We start from the raw sequence: 16421 nt of genomic DNA, 5'->3' as shown, positions 1-16421 counted from the left end.
TAGTAAGCATTATATCTGCTGCTCTTTTAAACTATTTAAGATCAAAAAACATATATTATATCTTTGATAGATATAACCTTAAACAAGGTTGTATTGAAATAAGAGTTGAATATAAATAGGGAGTTTAACTAAAATCCATTATAGGAGCAGCTGTAGATATATTTGAATTATATGTGCTTACTTGATTAACATTATAACCAAAAGCAGTTGTTGTAAGAATAGTTGTTAAAAGCATTGTTATAATAGTAAGTTTTTTCATTGTTAAGTCCTTTTTAAAATCTATTTAATATTTATGGTATGTAATTATAGTAACATTATATTTAATAAAATTAAATATATATTTTAAGTATTTATATAAAATTATTTTTTTAATCTTAAAAATTATGATTTATTACTAAAAATAATAAGAAATTTAATTATAAAGATAAGGCTTACAGTTAAAAAAGTTAAGCAATTAAAGCTTTGTGGGGTTTTTTGTAAAAAAGAATTCGAGAGTTAGAATAAGCTATATATTTTACAGATGTTTAATTAATTTTTAATGTAAGAAGGTTGTAATATTTTATTTCTATTAAATAGAGTACTTTTTATTAAAAATAAAAAAGTATATGTAAATAGGTATAGTTCCAAATAACAGTAGCAAGTAATAAAACTCAATACTTAAGTAAAATAAAAAATTGAAAAAAATAGTAAGTTATATATCAAAAAAAAGATATGTAAGCTAAAATTTCTAGTACCTAACTCTTATTAAGATATAAAGAAAACATATGAAATATTTTAATAAACTTTTATTAGTTTTATTTATTTTAACATCAACAAGCTTAATAGCAGAAGAAGTTAAAAAAGTTGATGAAATTAAAACCGAAAAAACCAATTTGATGCCAGATCGTATTTTAGGTGGTTTTTTAGATATAAGAACCCCAGGGTCAGCTACAAGAGTAAATATCGAAAAAGTAAAAAAAGATGGTTACAATTTAATTATAGCTGGTTTTGGAGAGGTATATGGGACAGATATAGGTTTTAATTTATCAGGTAATAACTCTAATCTAAGTATGCAAACGGCTATTGGAAAGATACGTCAAGCAAAAAGTTTAGGTTTAAAAGTACTTCTAAGTGTTGGTGGAAACCCAAATACTTTCCATCCAGGTACTGAAGTTAAAGGTTTAGATCCAAAAATACTAGGCAAATCAATGACAGCTAAGCAAACAAAGGCTTTAGCTGCAAATATAGTAAAATTTCTTAAAAAATATAATCTTGATGGTATTGAATTTAGTATAAGAAAATATACCTCAGCATCTTTTATTAATGATTTGACAGGTAAAATTAAAGAAATTGATCCTAATCTAATAATAGCAGCAGAACCAGAAATTAATGACTATAAGCTTGTAACTACTGGTAGAAGTAATGATTATGATATGGCTATTCAATCAGGAAATATTGATTATTTATTTTTACAAGAATATAATATTTATCCTCAATATGATCCAAACTATATTGCTGAAAGTTATAATAAAATAATAAAAAACTCAAAGATTCCACTAGAAACAAAAATATTGATAGGAGAGCCTACAAATGCGACAGCTGGTGGTATAAACACTATATATCATCCAGGTGGAGATGGATCTAAATCTTTATCAACAGAGGCGGCGATGTCTTTGATGCTACCTCAGTTAGAGTTACTTAAACATAAACCAAGGTTTGTTGGTGTAGTAGGATGGACTTTAAATACAGCTTATGCATCTGATTTATATGGCGATAAAAAGCATAGAGCGGGAGCATTTGCTAAATCCTTGAGAGATTGTATTTATGACAATATTTGTGTACCTAAGTCTCAAAATTTAATGGGTCCAGTTATTGCTGGTTATTTATCATTGTGGGGAAGAAATAGTTCATATAATGTTTCAGGACAACAAATAAATAGTACATTAGTAGATCTTAAAATGCCAAAAGGCCAAGAATACTGTGATAAATATCCTGAAGTATGCAAATACAACACGATAATAGCTGCTTATTTGACATATACTAATAGTTCAGGGTTTAGATTAACTTTTGATGGAGAAAATGGAAACTCTAAAAAAGAGTATACACCAGAAGAAGTTAAAGAGTTTACCAAGTATATGGGCTCTAAAGGAAAGCATGTAGTAATATCTGTAGGAGGTAAATTTTCACATATAAATTGGAAAACTATAGATTTAGATAGCATAGAAAAAGTAATACAAGATTATGGATTTGATGGTATAAATTTTGATTTAGGATATTCAGATATTCCTAAAACAGATGAGTTGGTTAATATAGCTACAAAAAAAATAAAGAAAGTAGTAGCAAATATTTCTAAAAACAGGAAAGATACAGATAAGTTTTGGCTAACATTTTCTCCTAATTGGCAGTATGTTACAGCATCTATAAATAAAGATTCAAAAGAGAGTACATTTGAAAATCATAAGTATATTGAGCTTATGAATCATATAGGTATGAATAATATAGATTATATTTTCTTAAAAACTTACTCAGAAAATGTTAGAGAAGGAATTTATGGTCCAGATAAAGATCAAAATGAAGAGTATCAAAAAATAACTCCATTAGATCAATATAGTAAATTTTTAACATCATTAGTTTGGGTTATAACAACTCAAGATGGATATGATGCAAATCTGACTAAATATAAGCAAAATGCATTAATAATACCACCTAAAAAGCTTGTTCTTTTAATACCTGCAACTGAAGGAGCTACAGCAAAGGGTAAAGTTTATGGGCTTAATCCTGAAGGTATTGATAATATTGTTAAAGAGGTAGCAAAATACGATGCTTCTTTTGGAGGGTTTGCATTATGGAATATAGACTTTGATGCAACTAATATAAAAGAGGGAGATCTATCAGAAAATTATTCTCATCAACCTTGGTCTATGACTAACATTATAGCTAGTATAAGCTTGCCAGAAGTTAAAGGGCAAGTTACGAGCATGCCTAAACCCAAAAAAGTTGTAACAGAAAATAGTTATGAAAGAACTATAGATACGGGAATTATTAACTATCCATATAAACTAGGGAGTTATACTGCAAATACAATAATCGAGTTTCAAGGTAAAAAATACAAGTGTTTATCTGCAGATTTAATAGATTTATGTAACAATAATTCATACATTCCAAATGGTTTACATGGATACCTTGCATGGCAAGAGCTTGATAAAAATAATACGGCTAAAAAAGTAGAGTATAAAAAAATCATATTAGATGATGAGACACCAACATATCCAGAGGGAATAGGTGACTATAAACCAAATAGGGTAGTAAAAGCTGGTGATAATAGAACTTTTGAATGCATAGATGGTAAAGAAACTTTGTGTAATAATATTATATACTCACCTACAGGAGATAAAGGCTACCAGGCTTGGAGTGATATAACGTCAGATGTCTCTCATCTCGAAGAAACTAACACGAGTCAAAATCAATATAAACCTCAAGGAGCAGAATATATTTATCCTAATGGACATGAAAACTACGTGGGTGGAACAACTGTAGCTATAGGAAATGTGGTTTATAGATGTAAGGTTGGACCTGAATCTAGTCTTTGTCCGCTAGAAGCATATTCACCAGATGGCAAATATAGTAAAGATGCGTGGAGTAAGGTATAGGGTTTCGTTGGGGTTGATGTGCTACAAGTAAGAGCTCTTTTTAGGCCTGTTTGTATGTTTTATCATCAATAAGGGATGCTTTATCAATCCAGCTTTTAACTACAGGCCTTATTGTATTAACTAGTTCTTTTAAAAATTTTGAGTTTTTGTTTATAAGAATTAGTTGAGGTTCTATGTAAAAGAAAGCATCAACATTGTCTATAGCAGATATGTTTTTCTCTTGTAAAGATTGTGATTCAGCATGGATGGTCGGCATAAAACCTATACCAAGTCCTTTTTGTATTAGCTTTGTTTTATGTAGTTGATTATCAACCACATATTTTACATTATCAAAAGCAAAGTCATATTTTTTATCATTATGAATATAATTTAATATTCTATATGTGAAATCATAGTTATTGAATATTAACGGCATATTTTGTAAATTATTTATGCCCTCATTTAAATCATTTCTCTTAATAAAGTCATTAGATGCATAAATTTTTGCTTTTATATTAGCAGAATCAAGAGTAGAACATACTATCCAATCATCAGAAGCAATATAGTCAAGGTGTTTGGTATATAGTTGAATCACGTCATACTTATCAAGTTGATATTCAAAGCCAGATAGACTATCAAGTAAATAATCATTTAAAATGTAGTTACAGTTTTGTACTCCTAGCTCTTCTAAAGAAGGTATTACTTCATCTATCATATTTTGAATAAATATTGGTGAACCTAAAATTTTTAAAGAAGGTTTTTCCTTGAAGCCATTATGTTTTATGCTACTTATTGTATTTTCAAACTCTTTAAGAAGCTGGCTACAAGAATAATAATATTTCATGCCATTTGTTGTTGCAGAAATCTTATTTTGGATATTTTGTATAAGTTTTATATTAAGGTACTTTTCCAGTATCTCAATCTTTGCTTTTATAGTGTTAAGCTCAACTAAGTAATAGTTTTTAACAGCAGAATATGATCCTTGTTCGACAAGTCTAACAAAGTACCTTGTGCCTTCTATAATATCTTTACTAATTTGTGATTGAGACATAACTTATCCTTAAAAAAATGTAACAATATTATCTAAATTTTCCCTAGTAGTTCTATAATTATTTACAGGGGCATCTTTATTTTCATAACCAATAGCAATACCACATAGTAAGGTGTAGTCATCATAGCCACCAAGTTCTTTTTTTACTATATCTGGATAATGACCAAGAGAAGCTTGAGGACAAGTAGCTAAGCCAAGCTCACAAGCAGCAAGCATTATTGATTGGATAAGCATGCCACAGTCCATATAACTACTCATTCCTGTATCTGGGTATGCAAATATAAATATAGCTGTTGGAGAGTTAAAAGAAAGATAATTTTTTTTCCATTGTTCTATGCGTTTTATTTTGTCTTCTCTTTTTATGTTAAGAGCACCATATAGAGCTTCACCACATTTTACGGCTCTTATTCTTCGTTCACCTTCCAGAGTTGGGCCATCGTAGTCGTATTCCATACGAGGAGGTTCTCTGTTATCACAAGCTTGAAGAATTTTTTCCATAAGTTCAACTTTTCGTTGACCACTAACTACAGCTATTTTCCATGGTTGTGTATTTTTACTAGAAGGTGTCCATTTAGCAGCATCAAGTAGTTTAGTTAAAGTATCTTGAGAGATTTTTTTAGGTGTAAACTCTCTTACACATTTGCGTTTTTTTAAGTTTTCTATAGAGCCCATTGACATATCTTTCTTACTTATAGCTTGTTATTTATTGTAGCCCTACACTGTATGAAAAGATAGGATAATTAAAAAGAAAAACTATATAATGGTTCTTAAAATAAATATTGAAATTTAGAAAATGTTCACAAAAAGATTAGCTTTTACATATTTTATAACTGTTATATTGATATTTAACTCAGGTTGGGTTGATAGTGTTGTTTTATATAATTCATTTGGTGCCAGTGTTGCAGTAATGTCAGGTAACTTAAGAATTTTAGGGCATAGTATAGCTGATGCGGATTTACTTTTTGCATATAAAGTAGCAGTATTGGTTTGTGGTTTTATTATAGGTTCAGCTATCAATGGTGCGATAATAAAAACACCTGCTTATGTAGTCTCAGAAAACCATACAAAATCACTTGTGCTACAAAGTGCTATTATGCTTACAGGAACGATTTTAATAGATGTTTTTAGCAACACTAGAGTTATTGATGATCTATTCTTAGCGATGGCAATGGGAATGCAAAATAGTTTTACTACACTTTTTTTTGGAGGCTTTGCACGTACAACTCATATGACAGGGACTACTACGGACTTTGGTATCGAGATAGGTAAAGTTTTAAAAGGAGATAAAAGTAATATCTGGAAAATACCTTTTTATTTTACATGTATGGCAGTATTTATTTTAGGCAATGCTGTTGGCGTACTATGGGTTGAAATTTCTGGAAATAACTACACGCTAATGCTCTTTCCATCAGTATTATTGCCAATATTTGTAGGAATTATAATACTGATGGTATATAGATTTAAAATAAAACAAAACCATAAGTTTTAAGGTTATTAACCTTTAGCACAAGGTACTAAATTCATTTTTTGTAAAGATTTCCAAGAATCTTTGGGACATTTATCAGTTTTTTTCTCTGGCATACAGTAACCTTCCCAACCACGATACTCTTGCACACTTAAGCAGTTTTTGAAACCTTTGATCTCTAAATATTTTGGTGTCCAAGTTGCTGAATTTGATCCAACCAATTGTTCAGGTTGTTTTGGCTGATCAATTGGTTGTACATCATTTTTATCAAAGTTTTTATTTATTGGCATAGAGTCCATTGTTTTTGGAGCTTTTTTGGTAGTAATTTGTTGTGTGTTGACACTTGATGCGCTTGTTGGCATATCTATCGATATATCTTGTTGAGTTTCAGCAGCAAAGCAGATAGAGGTTGTTGCTAGTATTGTACATAAAAGTAGTTTTTTCATGTTATTTGTCCTTGTTAGAAGTCATCTATGTTTTGATTATATGTTATGTATTTTTATCTTTTTATTCAAGTTTTGATACTGTTTTATAAACGGTATATTTCAGAAAACTTATTTTCAAGATAGTTTATATAATAGTCTGAATTTAATTGTTCACCACACATATTTTTGACAAGTTCATCAGCTTTTTTTAGGCAGCCATACTGATGAATGTGCTTTGTAAGATAAGTAAGAATTGGTTGTAAATTATCATCTTCTATAGATTTGTTTACATCAAATTTTTTACTCATGTAATGGAAAAATTGTGAAGCATAAGCACTACCTAAAGCATAAGTTGGGAAATAGCCAAAAAGCCCAGCAGCCCAATGCACATCTTGAAGTATGCCGTTAGTATTATTATCAGGCGTTATACCTAGGTACTTTTCGTACTTTTCATTCCATAGTTTTGGTAGTTCAGCTACAGGAATATCTTTTTCAAAAATTTCTTTTTCAATTTCATAACGTACAAGTATATGCAAAGAGTAAGTTAGCTCATCAGCTTCTACGCGTATTAAGCTAGGAGCTACAAAATTTGCAGCTTTATAAAACTCTTCAACAGTTGTGTTTGCTAAATTTTCTGGGAATATAGTTTGTAACTCATTATAATTTTTTAGCCAAAAAGCTTTGTTTTTGCCTATTAGGTTTTCATAGAAGCGGGATTGTGATTCATGTATACCAAGACTCACACCAGTCCCTAATATCGTATTATAGATATCATCTCCGATATTTTGTTCATAAAGTGCATGACCTGTTTCGTGAATTGTACTAAATAGTGATGAGCTAAATAAATCTTCAATATAACGGGTAGTCATACGCACATCATATTTGTTAAAGTTTAGTGTAAAAGGGTGAGCGCTTTCTTTAAGTAAACCACTATCAAAGTTAAAACCTAATTGTTTAGCTATTTTTTTAGAATAGCTCTTTTGATCTTCTATATCGTAATTTTTAGTTAGGCATGATATATCGACCTGCTGAGATTTTTTGATTTTTTCTAATAATGGCACAATCTTGGCTTTCAATTCTTTAAAAAAAGGTTCAAGTTTTTCTACAGTCATATTCTCCTCATAATCATCAAGTACAACATTATACGAGTGATTTGGATCTCCGATTAAAAGAGCATAATTCTTTTGATATACTATGATTTTTTCTAAGTATGGAGCAAATTTTTCAAAGTCATTTTCCTGGCGAGCTTCAGCCCAAATGTTTTGAGCCCTTGAAATAAGTTGATTGTACTCGACATACGTATCTTTTGGAATTTTGCATAATTTATTTTGCTCTTTACTTGTCAGATATACTATTCTTTTATCTACATCATTAAGCTTGGAAGAGTTTGCATTTAAAATGTTTAAGCTTTTGATAAAATCTTTGTTATTAGTCAATTCATAAATTTTTTCACTAAAAAAACCAATAACTTCAGATGTGGTATTTACAGAGTTTTTAGGAGCTTCTGTTTCAAGATCCCAGTGCATTAATGAAATTACATGATTATATTTTTTCTTCGCCGAGAGAGTCTTCTTTAGGCTCTGTAGATGCTTTTGAATTTCGCTCATTTTTTTCTTTCACCTGTTGTTTTCTTTCGTTAGAAATAGTTCTTCTTAGAAGAGTATCATAGATAGGTTTTTGATGGTGAATATATGTCAGCATGGATGCACTAAAGCAAGTTATCATTAAAGGAAGCAGCAATTGGTAGTTCCAGGTCATTTCAACCACAAGTATTATACCTGTTAAAGGAGCACCTACTGTAGCTGTAAATAGGGCGCTCATACCGGCAACTGCAAATACACCTGCTTCTACGTTATATTGAGGAAATAGCTCGTTTACACCCATTCCATAAGCTAGTCCAAAAACAGTACCTAGAGCAATCATTGGTGCAAAAATACCACCAGTTACACCAGTACCATAAGAAAATATCACACCAATAAATCTCAACACAAACAAAGCAACTAGCATTTTTATAGGGACATTATCATCAAGAGAGTTTGCTATAACGATATAACCACCACCTACAGAGTTTGGTGATAGTACAACGCCGATACCAAAAATTATACAAACAATAGCTACTAAAACCCAATATCTTTTGCGAGACCCTTCAGAAAAAAAGTTTGCGACTTTTATTATAAGTTTGTTAAAAATCAAACCAAAATACCCAAAAAGTATACCTAGAACCATAAACAACCAAAGAGTGTTTTGAGGAACCGCTGAGAAAGTTTCTATGCGTATGGCAGGAGGGTTGCCTATAATTGCTCTAGAAACAATAGTACTTGCAATACAGGCAATAATCACACATTTAATAGCTGTTACGCTAAACCTGAACTTTCTATTCATTTCTTCTATAACAAAAAGAATACCTGAAATCGGGGTATTAAATGCTGCAGCTAAACCAGCGCCAGCACCTGCTGAGATAAGGGCATTAGCGTACTTTTTAGTTAGTTTAAATTTATCAACAAAGAGTTGAGCTACAGCAGCAGCAATATGGATAGATGGACCTTCTTTACCAAGGCTTAGACCTGACCCTAAAGAAAAAAGGCCACTAATAAACTTTACAGGAGCAACGCGAGCTCTAAGTTTACGGCAGCCTTTTAAGGTACCTTCGACTTCCTGTATACCGCTACCACCAGCCTCTTTAGCAAATTTTCTTACAATGTATAGAGATATAAATACCATACTCATAGTTATGGTAATAGAAACAATAATTTGTAAATAAATATTATCGCCACATAGAGAAAATAAGAACTCTTTACTATCGCCTATGGCTGTTAACAATAGTTGGAAAGATGTGCCAACAAGGCCAACAATAACGCCTAAAAGAGCACCACAAAACACAAGCACCCATATGTGTCGGTTGTTTTTATAATATGTATCGAAAACTTTGTTACTCATAGGATGCTACTATAAGGTTTGTATGCAGAGATTATACATTCAAAGCTTAAATATAAAAACAGTAAACCAGATATATATATAAATATTATAAGTTATGTAATATTTTTAGTAATTAAGTTTGCTAACTTAGCAGATTTATCTTCATCTCCTAGAGTACCTACCCTAATTTTTATCTCTGTTGATTTACCATCAAGATCTGACAGAGTTATATAGACCTTTTCAGAACCAAGGTTCGCAACGACATAAGCTTTTTTAGAAGAGTATGTTTGACTGTCTAATTTATAGTCATTATTTGCTTGTATTGCTTTAATAGTAGCATTATATACTGTACGAATATCTTTAGGTACTTCTATTATGTAGTAACCGTTTATATAATAAACAGCCCCACCAGCTACGATAGCAGTGCCTATTAGTAATGCTGTTACTACACAGCTGTTTAGCATAGTAGTTACAAATAGTGCTAGACAGATGAATTTAAGTTTCTTCATTATAGTTTATGTTGGGAATATTGCGGTTTAAAGTTTCTTGGATTTTATCCATCAATGTTGAAGATTTTGCTTGATCACCAAACTCACCAAATTTAATAGTCATCAAGAAGGTATCTTTTGATGTTGGTTCGATTTTTATATAAAAGTCAGTAGGGTCTGTTTTAGTTATTCCTTCAATAAGAGCATTTTCACCGCTATTGGTAGAACCTACTAATTTATAGTTGTTTTTATTGCCAAGAGTTTCTATAGAAGCGTTATATATATCTTTATAACTACCTTGCATCTCTATAATGTAAACACCATCAATGTAGTTTGTAGTCTGGTCACCGATAGATATTGCAGCAAGAAAACAGCTGTTTAGAGGTAAAACAAACAATGGGATAAGTAAGAATAAGTAAGCTTTTTTAACAAGTTTCATTTTGTTTGTTTAGCTAGCATTTTTTTGAATCTGATTCATTAACTCTGTAGACATAGCTTGATCACCAAAAGTACCAAATTTTATAGTCACTTTTGAAGCTTTGTCAGTTAAGTAAGATATTTTAATAGTAAAACTAGTACTATCAATCTTTGTTGCACCATCTATGTCAGCACTACTTTGAGAACCATCCGTACTTAGACTTTTAGATACAAGAACATAATCATTATTATCATTTACAGCTTTTAGAGCAGCTTTATAGATATCTTTATAATTACCTTCCATATTCATTGAGTATTCGCCATCAATATATGCTACAGAACCACCACCAACAACTAAAGCAGCAACAATACAGCCATTTAAACCTAGTGTTGATAAACATAAAATTAAAATAGATAATAATTTTTTAGAGTGTTTCATATTTGATTAATCTCACCTTAATTATGATAAGTTTTCTTGAATTTTATTCATAAGAGCTTCAGAGGCAGCACGATCACCAAAAGTACCAAATTTAATAGTGACTTTAGAAGCCTTATCGGTAAGTTTTTCAATACTTATACTAAAGTCAGTAGGGTCAACTTTGGTACTACCGTTAACAGAAGCAGTGGTAGGAGTAATAGTTTTTTTGCTTATAACATAATTATCATTACTTTGAGCAGCTTCAATTGCAGCATTATATACATCTTTAATGCTTCCATTTAGATTCATGGAGTATTTACCTTGAACATAAGCAACAGTACCAGCGCCAGCAGCGCCAGCAACTATTAACCAACAGCTATTTAGTGATAGTACAGATACCGCTAAAACTCCAGCAATTACAATTTTTTTCATATTCATAACTATTAAATCCCCAGGCCTATATATTTTGTTTAAATTCATTAGAGATATTATAACGACTTTTTAGAATAGTCAATGTTTTAAGTAGTTTGTATTAGGATGTTTTTATCTGCTACTTCATTCTTGATAAAAGTCCATCTTTTAGAATAAATTGATGATAAAGAGCGGCTAAGATATGAAGTGTAACTAATAGGCCTAAGACTGTTGCAAAAACACTGTGATAACTAAATATCTCCCAACCAAGACTTTGGTTTGTTGGTAGGAAATTTGGAAATGGTATTACAAAGAATATTTTCCATGGGTACCCCATTAGTATTGATCCTACAAGACCTGATAAGCACATACCCATGATACAAATGTAAAGACCAAGGTGAGTGATTTTTGCAACTATATATTGCCATAATGGTAATGCAGGTGAGTATGGTGGTTTATCACTAACAATCTTTACGATAATTGTCAGAATAACGATAAAGAAAATACAGAGACCAAAAGATTTATGCAAAGTAATAATTTGTTTAGATTCGAAGAATCCCCATTCAAATCCAAACCCCACCAAAAGTTGTAAAACTATAAAAATTGCTAATATTTTGTGTAATATCCGTAATGAGAAACTGTACATAATCTCTTAAATTGAAGTTTGATAACAATAATTTTACAACAGTTAAGTTAATTACTAAATTTCTTAATGTGTTTTTTTTATATATAATGATTTATATAGTTGATATTTAAGTTTATCAGATGTTTGAGAGTTCTAGTAAAAATACTTTTTCACTTATGAGCTGGAATGCTTTTAAGGTTGATCATAAGAGACCAGAAGTCTTTACTGATTTTATCGAGAGCATTTACTTCAAGCATGCTATAGATATTTTTTGTTTTCAAGAGGTCGTCAATCATGATAAATCTAGTTTTCCAATAGATTCTTTTGATGTTAATTTCGCGTCAAATATAGTTTTAAAAAATAAAAATTACGGGGTAGCTACAGTCTCTAAGTTTTCTACAATTAAAAGTGTTAAAGTTTTAACAACTCATAAAGAGTCAGTTATAAACACACACAAAGCATCATTAATCAGTCATTTAGAGGTAAATGGTCAGAAAGTAATTGTAGTAAATGTTCATGCAATAAATTTTAAAAGTAACAAGGTTTATGAGTATGAGTTTGAAAAGATAAAGGAGCTAATTGGTCTTAAACAAAAAAGTCTCCCTATCATAATAGCTGGAGACTTTAATACCTGGAATCGAGTTAGGGTTAAACTTATTAAAGATTTTTGTCGTGAGTTTGGTTTTAAAATAGCTTTTCTAGATGAACCTGAGCTTGTGAAATCTTTTCAAAAAAACCATTTGGATTTTGTTTTATATAGAGACTTGTATTTAGAAAAAGCAAAGGTTTTAAATTGCCAGAAAATATCTGATCATAACCCTATAATCGTTGATTTTAGGCTGGGTTAACTTATCCACCATAAGCTTTAGTTTTTTCTGTAATAAGGTCATAGCAAAGATCTGTAAGCTCAGCAACACTATAATCTTTAGGATCAATAGCTTTACCAAAAGACATTCTAGCAATACCTGGTTTGACGAAGTCACCTTTTTTGCGACCAAAATAAACGCCAAAATTATGTGCAACTGGAATTACAGGAACATTGGTAACTGTAGCTAGTTTCATTGCAGAACGGTGAAACTTAGGATACTCGCCAACAGGTACTCTAGTACCTTCAGGGAAAACAATAATACTAAGTTTTTTATTGTTCACTCTATCTTGACCTTCTTCTAGAACTTTTTTTATAGCAGATAGTCCCTTTTCTCTATCAACTCCGATTGCTTCAGCAAACTTATTTGTTTTACCGAAAACAGGTTTTTCTAAAAGTTCTTGTTTCATCACAAAGCAACATTTACTTATCAACCCATAAAATACAAATGTTTCTAGCATTGATTGATGTTTAGATACATAAATACATGGTTTGTCTGGAATGATATTTTCTTTGCCTTCAATTTTTACGTAAATCTGTAAAATCACAAGCACGCCAAGACGATATAAACATGACCATAACCAACATACAAAAAGTCTGACTCTTAGAGATGCACCTAACACTCCAACTACATTCATCAAGATACAACACAGCATTAGAGCAATGTAAGCATAAAGAGTGAACACTTTCATTCTTGCAAGTAATAAAAAGTTTAATATCTTTTTCATAGATTTAAAACTACCCTTTGAAATCTTTAGTTTTAGCAGTAATTATTTCATGGCAGTATGCTGTTAGGCTTTTAGAATCATAATCTTTAGGATCTATTCTTTTACCAAAGTCCATTCTAGCAATACCTGGTTTTATATTGTCGTTCCAGCTTTTAGGGAAAAATCTTCCAAAGTTATGAGCAACTGGGATGATAAAAGTATCTGCATCAGTAGCTAGCTTCATCGCAGAGCGTTGAAAATCAGGGTACTCACCAACTTCTACTCGAGTACCTTCTGGGAAGATGACTACATTAACGCCCTCAGCAAGGCTTTTTTTACCATCAGTGACTACTTTTTTTAGAGATTCTCTAGGTTTATCTCTATCGATAGCAATACTACCTAAGTTTTTCATTGCAGAACCAAATATTGGAGCGTCGAAAAGTTCTTTTTTCATAATGAAATGACATTTACCTATAAAGCCATAAAACATGAATGTTTCTAGCATAGATTGGTGTTTTGAAACATATATGCATGTATAGTCTTTATCGATGTTTTCTTTGCCTGTAACACGGACAAAAACTTGTAGGAATACTAACATTCCTAACCAGTATAAGTAAGTCCAAACAAAGCAAACAGCCATCCGCCAAGATAATGGAAGTTTAAAGAAGGCGAATATATTGATTAATATACAACTACCACCAATTACCGCAAGAGAGTAAAGCTGAAAAGCCGACATTCTTGCCCACATAAATACTGCCCAAATCTTTTTGAGAAAAGATTTCATTAAGTTATTCTCCATTTATATTTATTTTTATGTAGCAAATCAAGTGATTTTCGTTATGTTGTATACGAACATCACAAATATAATTAAGTAGTATTATAACACTTTTTTTAGCTATAGTAATTTTGAAAATTATTAGAAATAAGAAGTTTTATTTATTTTAGATATGTTAAGAGTAATTATCTTTCAAGATGCTTGAGTTTATCTTTGACGGAAGCCCAATTGTCAGCATCTTCACAAGGTTCGCATTTTTCAACGATATTTGGCCATTCTGCTGCTAACTCACGATTTAACTCAACAATCATGTCTTCTTGATCACCTAAATCATCACTTGATTTTATAGCATCTACAGGACATTCAGGTTCACATAAGGCACAATCAATACACTCATCAGGGTTTATTACAAGCATGTTTGGACCCTCGTAGAAGCAATCTACAGGACAAACTTCTACGCAATCACCATACTTACACTTTATACAGCTTTCTGTAACTACAAATGGCATCTTATAAATCCTTTGTTTTAGTCTTTTTTAAAATTGAAACCCGAAGATTATAGCATAGTTTAAAAAAAGGTAAAATATTTGGGTTACATCCAATAAATATTAATAATATGTTTCTTGAATCAATTTTAAATTAATTATTTTTTGTGTTTTAGTTGAGATCCTTAAATTTTATGTTTTACTTACTATGCAGATAAGGTAAAATTAAATAAAAATAAAGTAAGGTGGTAATTATGAAATATAAAACATTAATAATCGGAGCTATCACTTTGGGTGCTCTGTCATTAGCTAATGCAAATGCTAATAGAGTTGATAATTCAGGAGATATTACTTTAGGGCATTTATCATCGGCGAAAGAAAATCCTAATGGTCCTGAGAATGCTCGTTATGGCAAGGTTGAGTTTAAAAATCTTACATCTAATATGGACTATACTATAGAACCAGATAATGAGAAGAGTAAGTATGGAGCGTTTTTAATCCGTAACCCGATAACTGTTAAGCCAGGTGAGACTGCTATATTAGACTTTTCAATGGATTATGGTCAAAATGCAGCAGCAGAAGCGGAAGCAAATGTGCATTGTGAATCAAATGGAGAAGCATCTGTCGGAGGGTTTAACTTATTTGTTGGTGGTAAGGTCTCTGGACATTATAAAGTAGAAGCTTCTTGTGAGGCTGCAGCATCACTAAAAGAGAAAGCATACTTGGGAATAGTTGCTGAATCACATCCTGTTGCAAAAGTAACTGGTGTTCTTCATGATAGAAATAAAGGTTGTACAGCTTCATATGAGCGAGGATCTATCAGTGTTAACCCTATAACTTATTCTGTTGCTATAGCACATGAGCATCTTGATAATATGCTTGTTAAAGGAGGTGCTCAAATAGAAAAAACTTATGCACAAAATGGTTATGTTACAAACAATAATTTTGAACCAGGTATGGAGATTGCACCAACAGTTAATGTTTTTTCTCCCACTTGGAAGACATCTAAGATTAAGAAATGTCCATATTATTAATATAAATCTTATAAATAAATATTTTTGTAATTCATGTTACACTTTATAGTAGGTGAACATTAATAATAAAATTTTTCATGAAAGCAGAACTAAATCCAAAAAAACTTATATCTTTTACAACTATCGGAGTTGCTGTTTTATTTTTAGCGACTTATTTTTTATCTATTTGGGATAATCATAATACACTATGTAACCCATTTATATCCGGATGTTCGGACATTACTCATGCAGGTTTTTCTTCATATGAAAACTATATGTTGAAAGCAGTTCTTATCCCTACTGCTACTTTAATGGGTGTGATATTTTTCTTTATCCAACATTGGCTTGTAGAGATTAGTGATCATAATAAATCAGTAATTAAGCAAGGTAAAATCATACTGTTTTTAGCTATAGCCGGCTGTATTGGTTTGATAATAGGTACTTCCGTAATAGATGGTGATAATACTCTTATGAAAGTTCATCTAAAAGGGGTGGCTATATTTTTTGTGACTATGAGTGTTTGCCAGATTTGGTATACAATTTTAGAATTTAAATACTCAGATAAAGTAAATAAGCTACCTATGATCATGCGTCGTGTAGCTATACTAGTTACAATAGTATTTTCTGTTTGGTCAATATTTATGGATCAAACAACTGTTAACCATAATATTGTAGAGTGGTGGGGTGTTTATGCTCTTATCTTTTGGTTTTGGACTTTTTCTATCAATAAAAGGATAGATTGTTAGTCTTTT

The 16421-nt window shown here is 31.0% G+C and carries 19 protein-coding genes; 5 read left to right on the top strand and 14 right to left on the bottom strand.

Annotation, left to right across the window (positions count from 1 at the left end):
* Positions 1 to 124: 124 nt before the first annotated feature.
* Complete coding sequence (locus tag CDH04_RS10090; protein ID WP_256868855.1) at positions 125 to 259, bottom strand: hypothetical protein; 135 nt, start codon at positions 257 to 259, stop codon at positions 125 to 127.
* Between the two features lie 505 nt (positions 260 to 764).
* On the opposite strand from CDH04_RS10090, the gene CDH04_RS09695 reads away from it, so the two are divergent.
* Entirely contained in the window at positions 765 to 3629 is a 2865-nt protein-coding gene (locus CDH04_RS09695) for a glycosyl hydrolase family 18 protein (RefSeq protein WP_112870824.1), read from the top strand.
* Positions 3630 to 3669: 40 nt separating this feature from the next.
* Here the strand turns inward: CDH04_RS09695 and CDH04_RS09690 are convergent, their stop codons facing one another.
* On the bottom strand, positions 3670 to 4659 hold the full coding sequence (locus tag CDH04_RS09690; protein WP_112870823.1) for a LysR family transcriptional regulator: 990 nt from the start codon (positions 4657 to 4659) through the stop codon (positions 3670 to 3672).
* Between the two features lie 9 nt (positions 4660 to 4668).
* The gene (locus CDH04_RS09685) at positions 4669 to 5331 is read right to left on the bottom strand and encodes a nitroreductase (RefSeq protein WP_112870822.1); all 663 of its coding nucleotides are present in this window, start codon (positions 5329 to 5331) and stop codon (positions 4669 to 4671) included.
* 121 nt (positions 5332 to 5452) lie between these two features.
* Here CDH04_RS09685 and CDH04_RS09680 point away from each other — a divergent pair, with 121 nt between their 5' ends.
* On the top strand, positions 5453 to 6148 hold the full coding sequence (locus tag CDH04_RS09680) for a YoaK family protein (protein WP_112870821.1): 696 nt from the start codon (positions 5453 to 5455) through the stop codon (positions 6146 to 6148).
* Between the two features lie 5 nt (positions 6149 to 6153).
* Here the strand turns inward: CDH04_RS09680 and CDH04_RS09675 are convergent, their stop codons facing one another.
* The 8 genes from CDH04_RS09675 to CDH04_RS09640 form a co-directional block, all read right to left on the bottom strand.
* Positions 6154 to 6570 (bottom strand): hypothetical protein, encoded by a 417-nt coding sequence (locus CDH04_RS09675; protein ID WP_112870820.1) that lies wholly within the window; start codon positions 6568 to 6570, stop codon positions 6154 to 6156.
* An 83-nt stretch (positions 6571 to 6653) separates the two neighbouring features.
* Positions 6654 to 8156 carry a carboxypeptidase M32 gene (locus CDH04_RS09670; protein ID WP_112870819.1) on the bottom strand — a complete coding sequence of 501 codons (1503 nt, stop codon included), beginning with the start codon at positions 8154 to 8156 and terminating at the stop codon, positions 6654 to 6656.
* Entirely contained in the window at positions 8092 to 9486 is a 1395-nt protein-coding gene (clcA, locus tag CDH04_RS09665) for a H(+)/Cl(-) exchange transporter ClcA (protein ID WP_112870818.1), read from the bottom strand. Before clcA ends, CDH04_RS09670 begins: the two co-directional genes overlap by 65 nt.
* A 92-nt stretch (positions 9487 to 9578) precedes the next feature.
* On the bottom strand, positions 9579 to 9977 hold the full coding sequence (locus CDH04_RS09660) for a DUF3568 family protein (RefSeq protein WP_265415648.1): 399 nt from the start codon (positions 9975 to 9977) through the stop codon (positions 9579 to 9581).
* On the bottom strand, positions 9961 to 10392 hold the full coding sequence (locus tag CDH04_RS09655) for a DUF3568 family protein (protein ID WP_112870816.1): 432 nt from the start codon (positions 10390 to 10392) through the stop codon (positions 9961 to 9963). The genes CDH04_RS09660 and CDH04_RS09655 overlap by 17 nt, the downstream gene beginning before the upstream one ends.
* Positions 10393 to 10401: 9 nt before the next feature.
* Positions 10402 to 10809, bottom strand: a complete 408-nt coding sequence (locus CDH04_RS09650) for a DUF3568 domain-containing protein (protein ID WP_112870815.1) — start codon at positions 10807 to 10809, stop codon at positions 10402 to 10404.
* Between the two features lie 21 nt (positions 10810 to 10830).
* On the bottom strand, positions 10831 to 11226 hold the full coding sequence (locus CDH04_RS09645) for a DUF3568 family protein (protein ID WP_112870814.1): 396 nt from the start codon (positions 11224 to 11226) through the stop codon (positions 10831 to 10833).
* Between the two features lie 112 nt (positions 11227 to 11338).
* Positions 11339 to 11845: a cytochrome b gene (locus tag CDH04_RS09640; protein ID WP_112870813.1), complete on the bottom strand. Its 507-nt coding sequence runs from the start codon at positions 11843 to 11845 to the stop codon at positions 11339 to 11341.
* A gap of 119 nt (positions 11846 to 11964) precedes the next feature.
* Here CDH04_RS09640 and CDH04_RS09635 point away from each other — a divergent pair, with 119 nt between their 5' ends.
* On the top strand, positions 11965 to 12672 hold the full coding sequence (locus tag CDH04_RS09635; RefSeq protein WP_112870812.1) for an endonuclease/exonuclease/phosphatase family protein: 708 nt from the start codon (positions 11965 to 11967) through the stop codon (positions 12670 to 12672).
* Position 12673: 1 nt separating this feature from the next.
* Here CDH04_RS09635 and CDH04_RS09630 read toward each other — a convergent pair whose 3' ends face one another.
* From CDH04_RS09630 to fdxA, 3 genes are all read right to left on the bottom strand, one after another.
* A complete protein-coding gene (locus CDH04_RS09630) occupies positions 12674 to 13417 on the bottom strand; it encodes a lysophospholipid acyltransferase family protein (RefSeq protein ID WP_112870811.1) in 744 nt (247 codons plus the stop codon).
* 10 nt (positions 13418 to 13427) lie between these two features.
* Complete coding sequence (locus CDH04_RS09625; RefSeq protein ID WP_112870810.1) at positions 13428 to 14180, bottom strand: lysophospholipid acyltransferase family protein; 753 nt, start codon at positions 14178 to 14180, stop codon at positions 13428 to 13430.
* Positions 14181 to 14356: 176 nt separating this feature from the next.
* Positions 14357 to 14680: a ferredoxin FdxA gene (fdxA, locus tag CDH04_RS09620; protein WP_112870809.1), complete on the bottom strand. Its 324-nt coding sequence runs from the start codon at positions 14678 to 14680 to the stop codon at positions 14357 to 14359.
* A 230-nt stretch (positions 14681 to 14910) separates the two neighbouring features.
* Here fdxA and CDH04_RS09615 point away from each other — a divergent pair, with 230 nt between their 5' ends.
* Positions 14911 to 15690 (top strand): hypothetical protein, encoded by a 780-nt coding sequence (locus tag CDH04_RS09615; RefSeq protein ID WP_112870808.1) that lies wholly within the window; start codon positions 14911 to 14913, stop codon positions 15688 to 15690.
* A 77-nt stretch (positions 15691 to 15767) separates the two neighbouring features.
* Positions 15768 to 16415, top strand: coding sequence for a Frag1/DRAM/Sfk1 family protein (locus tag CDH04_RS09610; protein ID WP_112870807.1), 648 nt, complete (start codon positions 15768 to 15770; stop codon positions 16413 to 16415).
* Positions 16416 to 16421 lie beyond the last annotated feature (6 nt).

It is taken from the genome of Francisella adeliensis, from assembly GCF_003290445.1.
Taxonomy (GTDB): domain Bacteria; phylum Pseudomonadota; class Gammaproteobacteria; order Francisellales; family Francisellaceae; genus Francisella; species Francisella adeliensis.
This window is presented reverse-complemented; position numbering and strand designations above follow the sequence as displayed.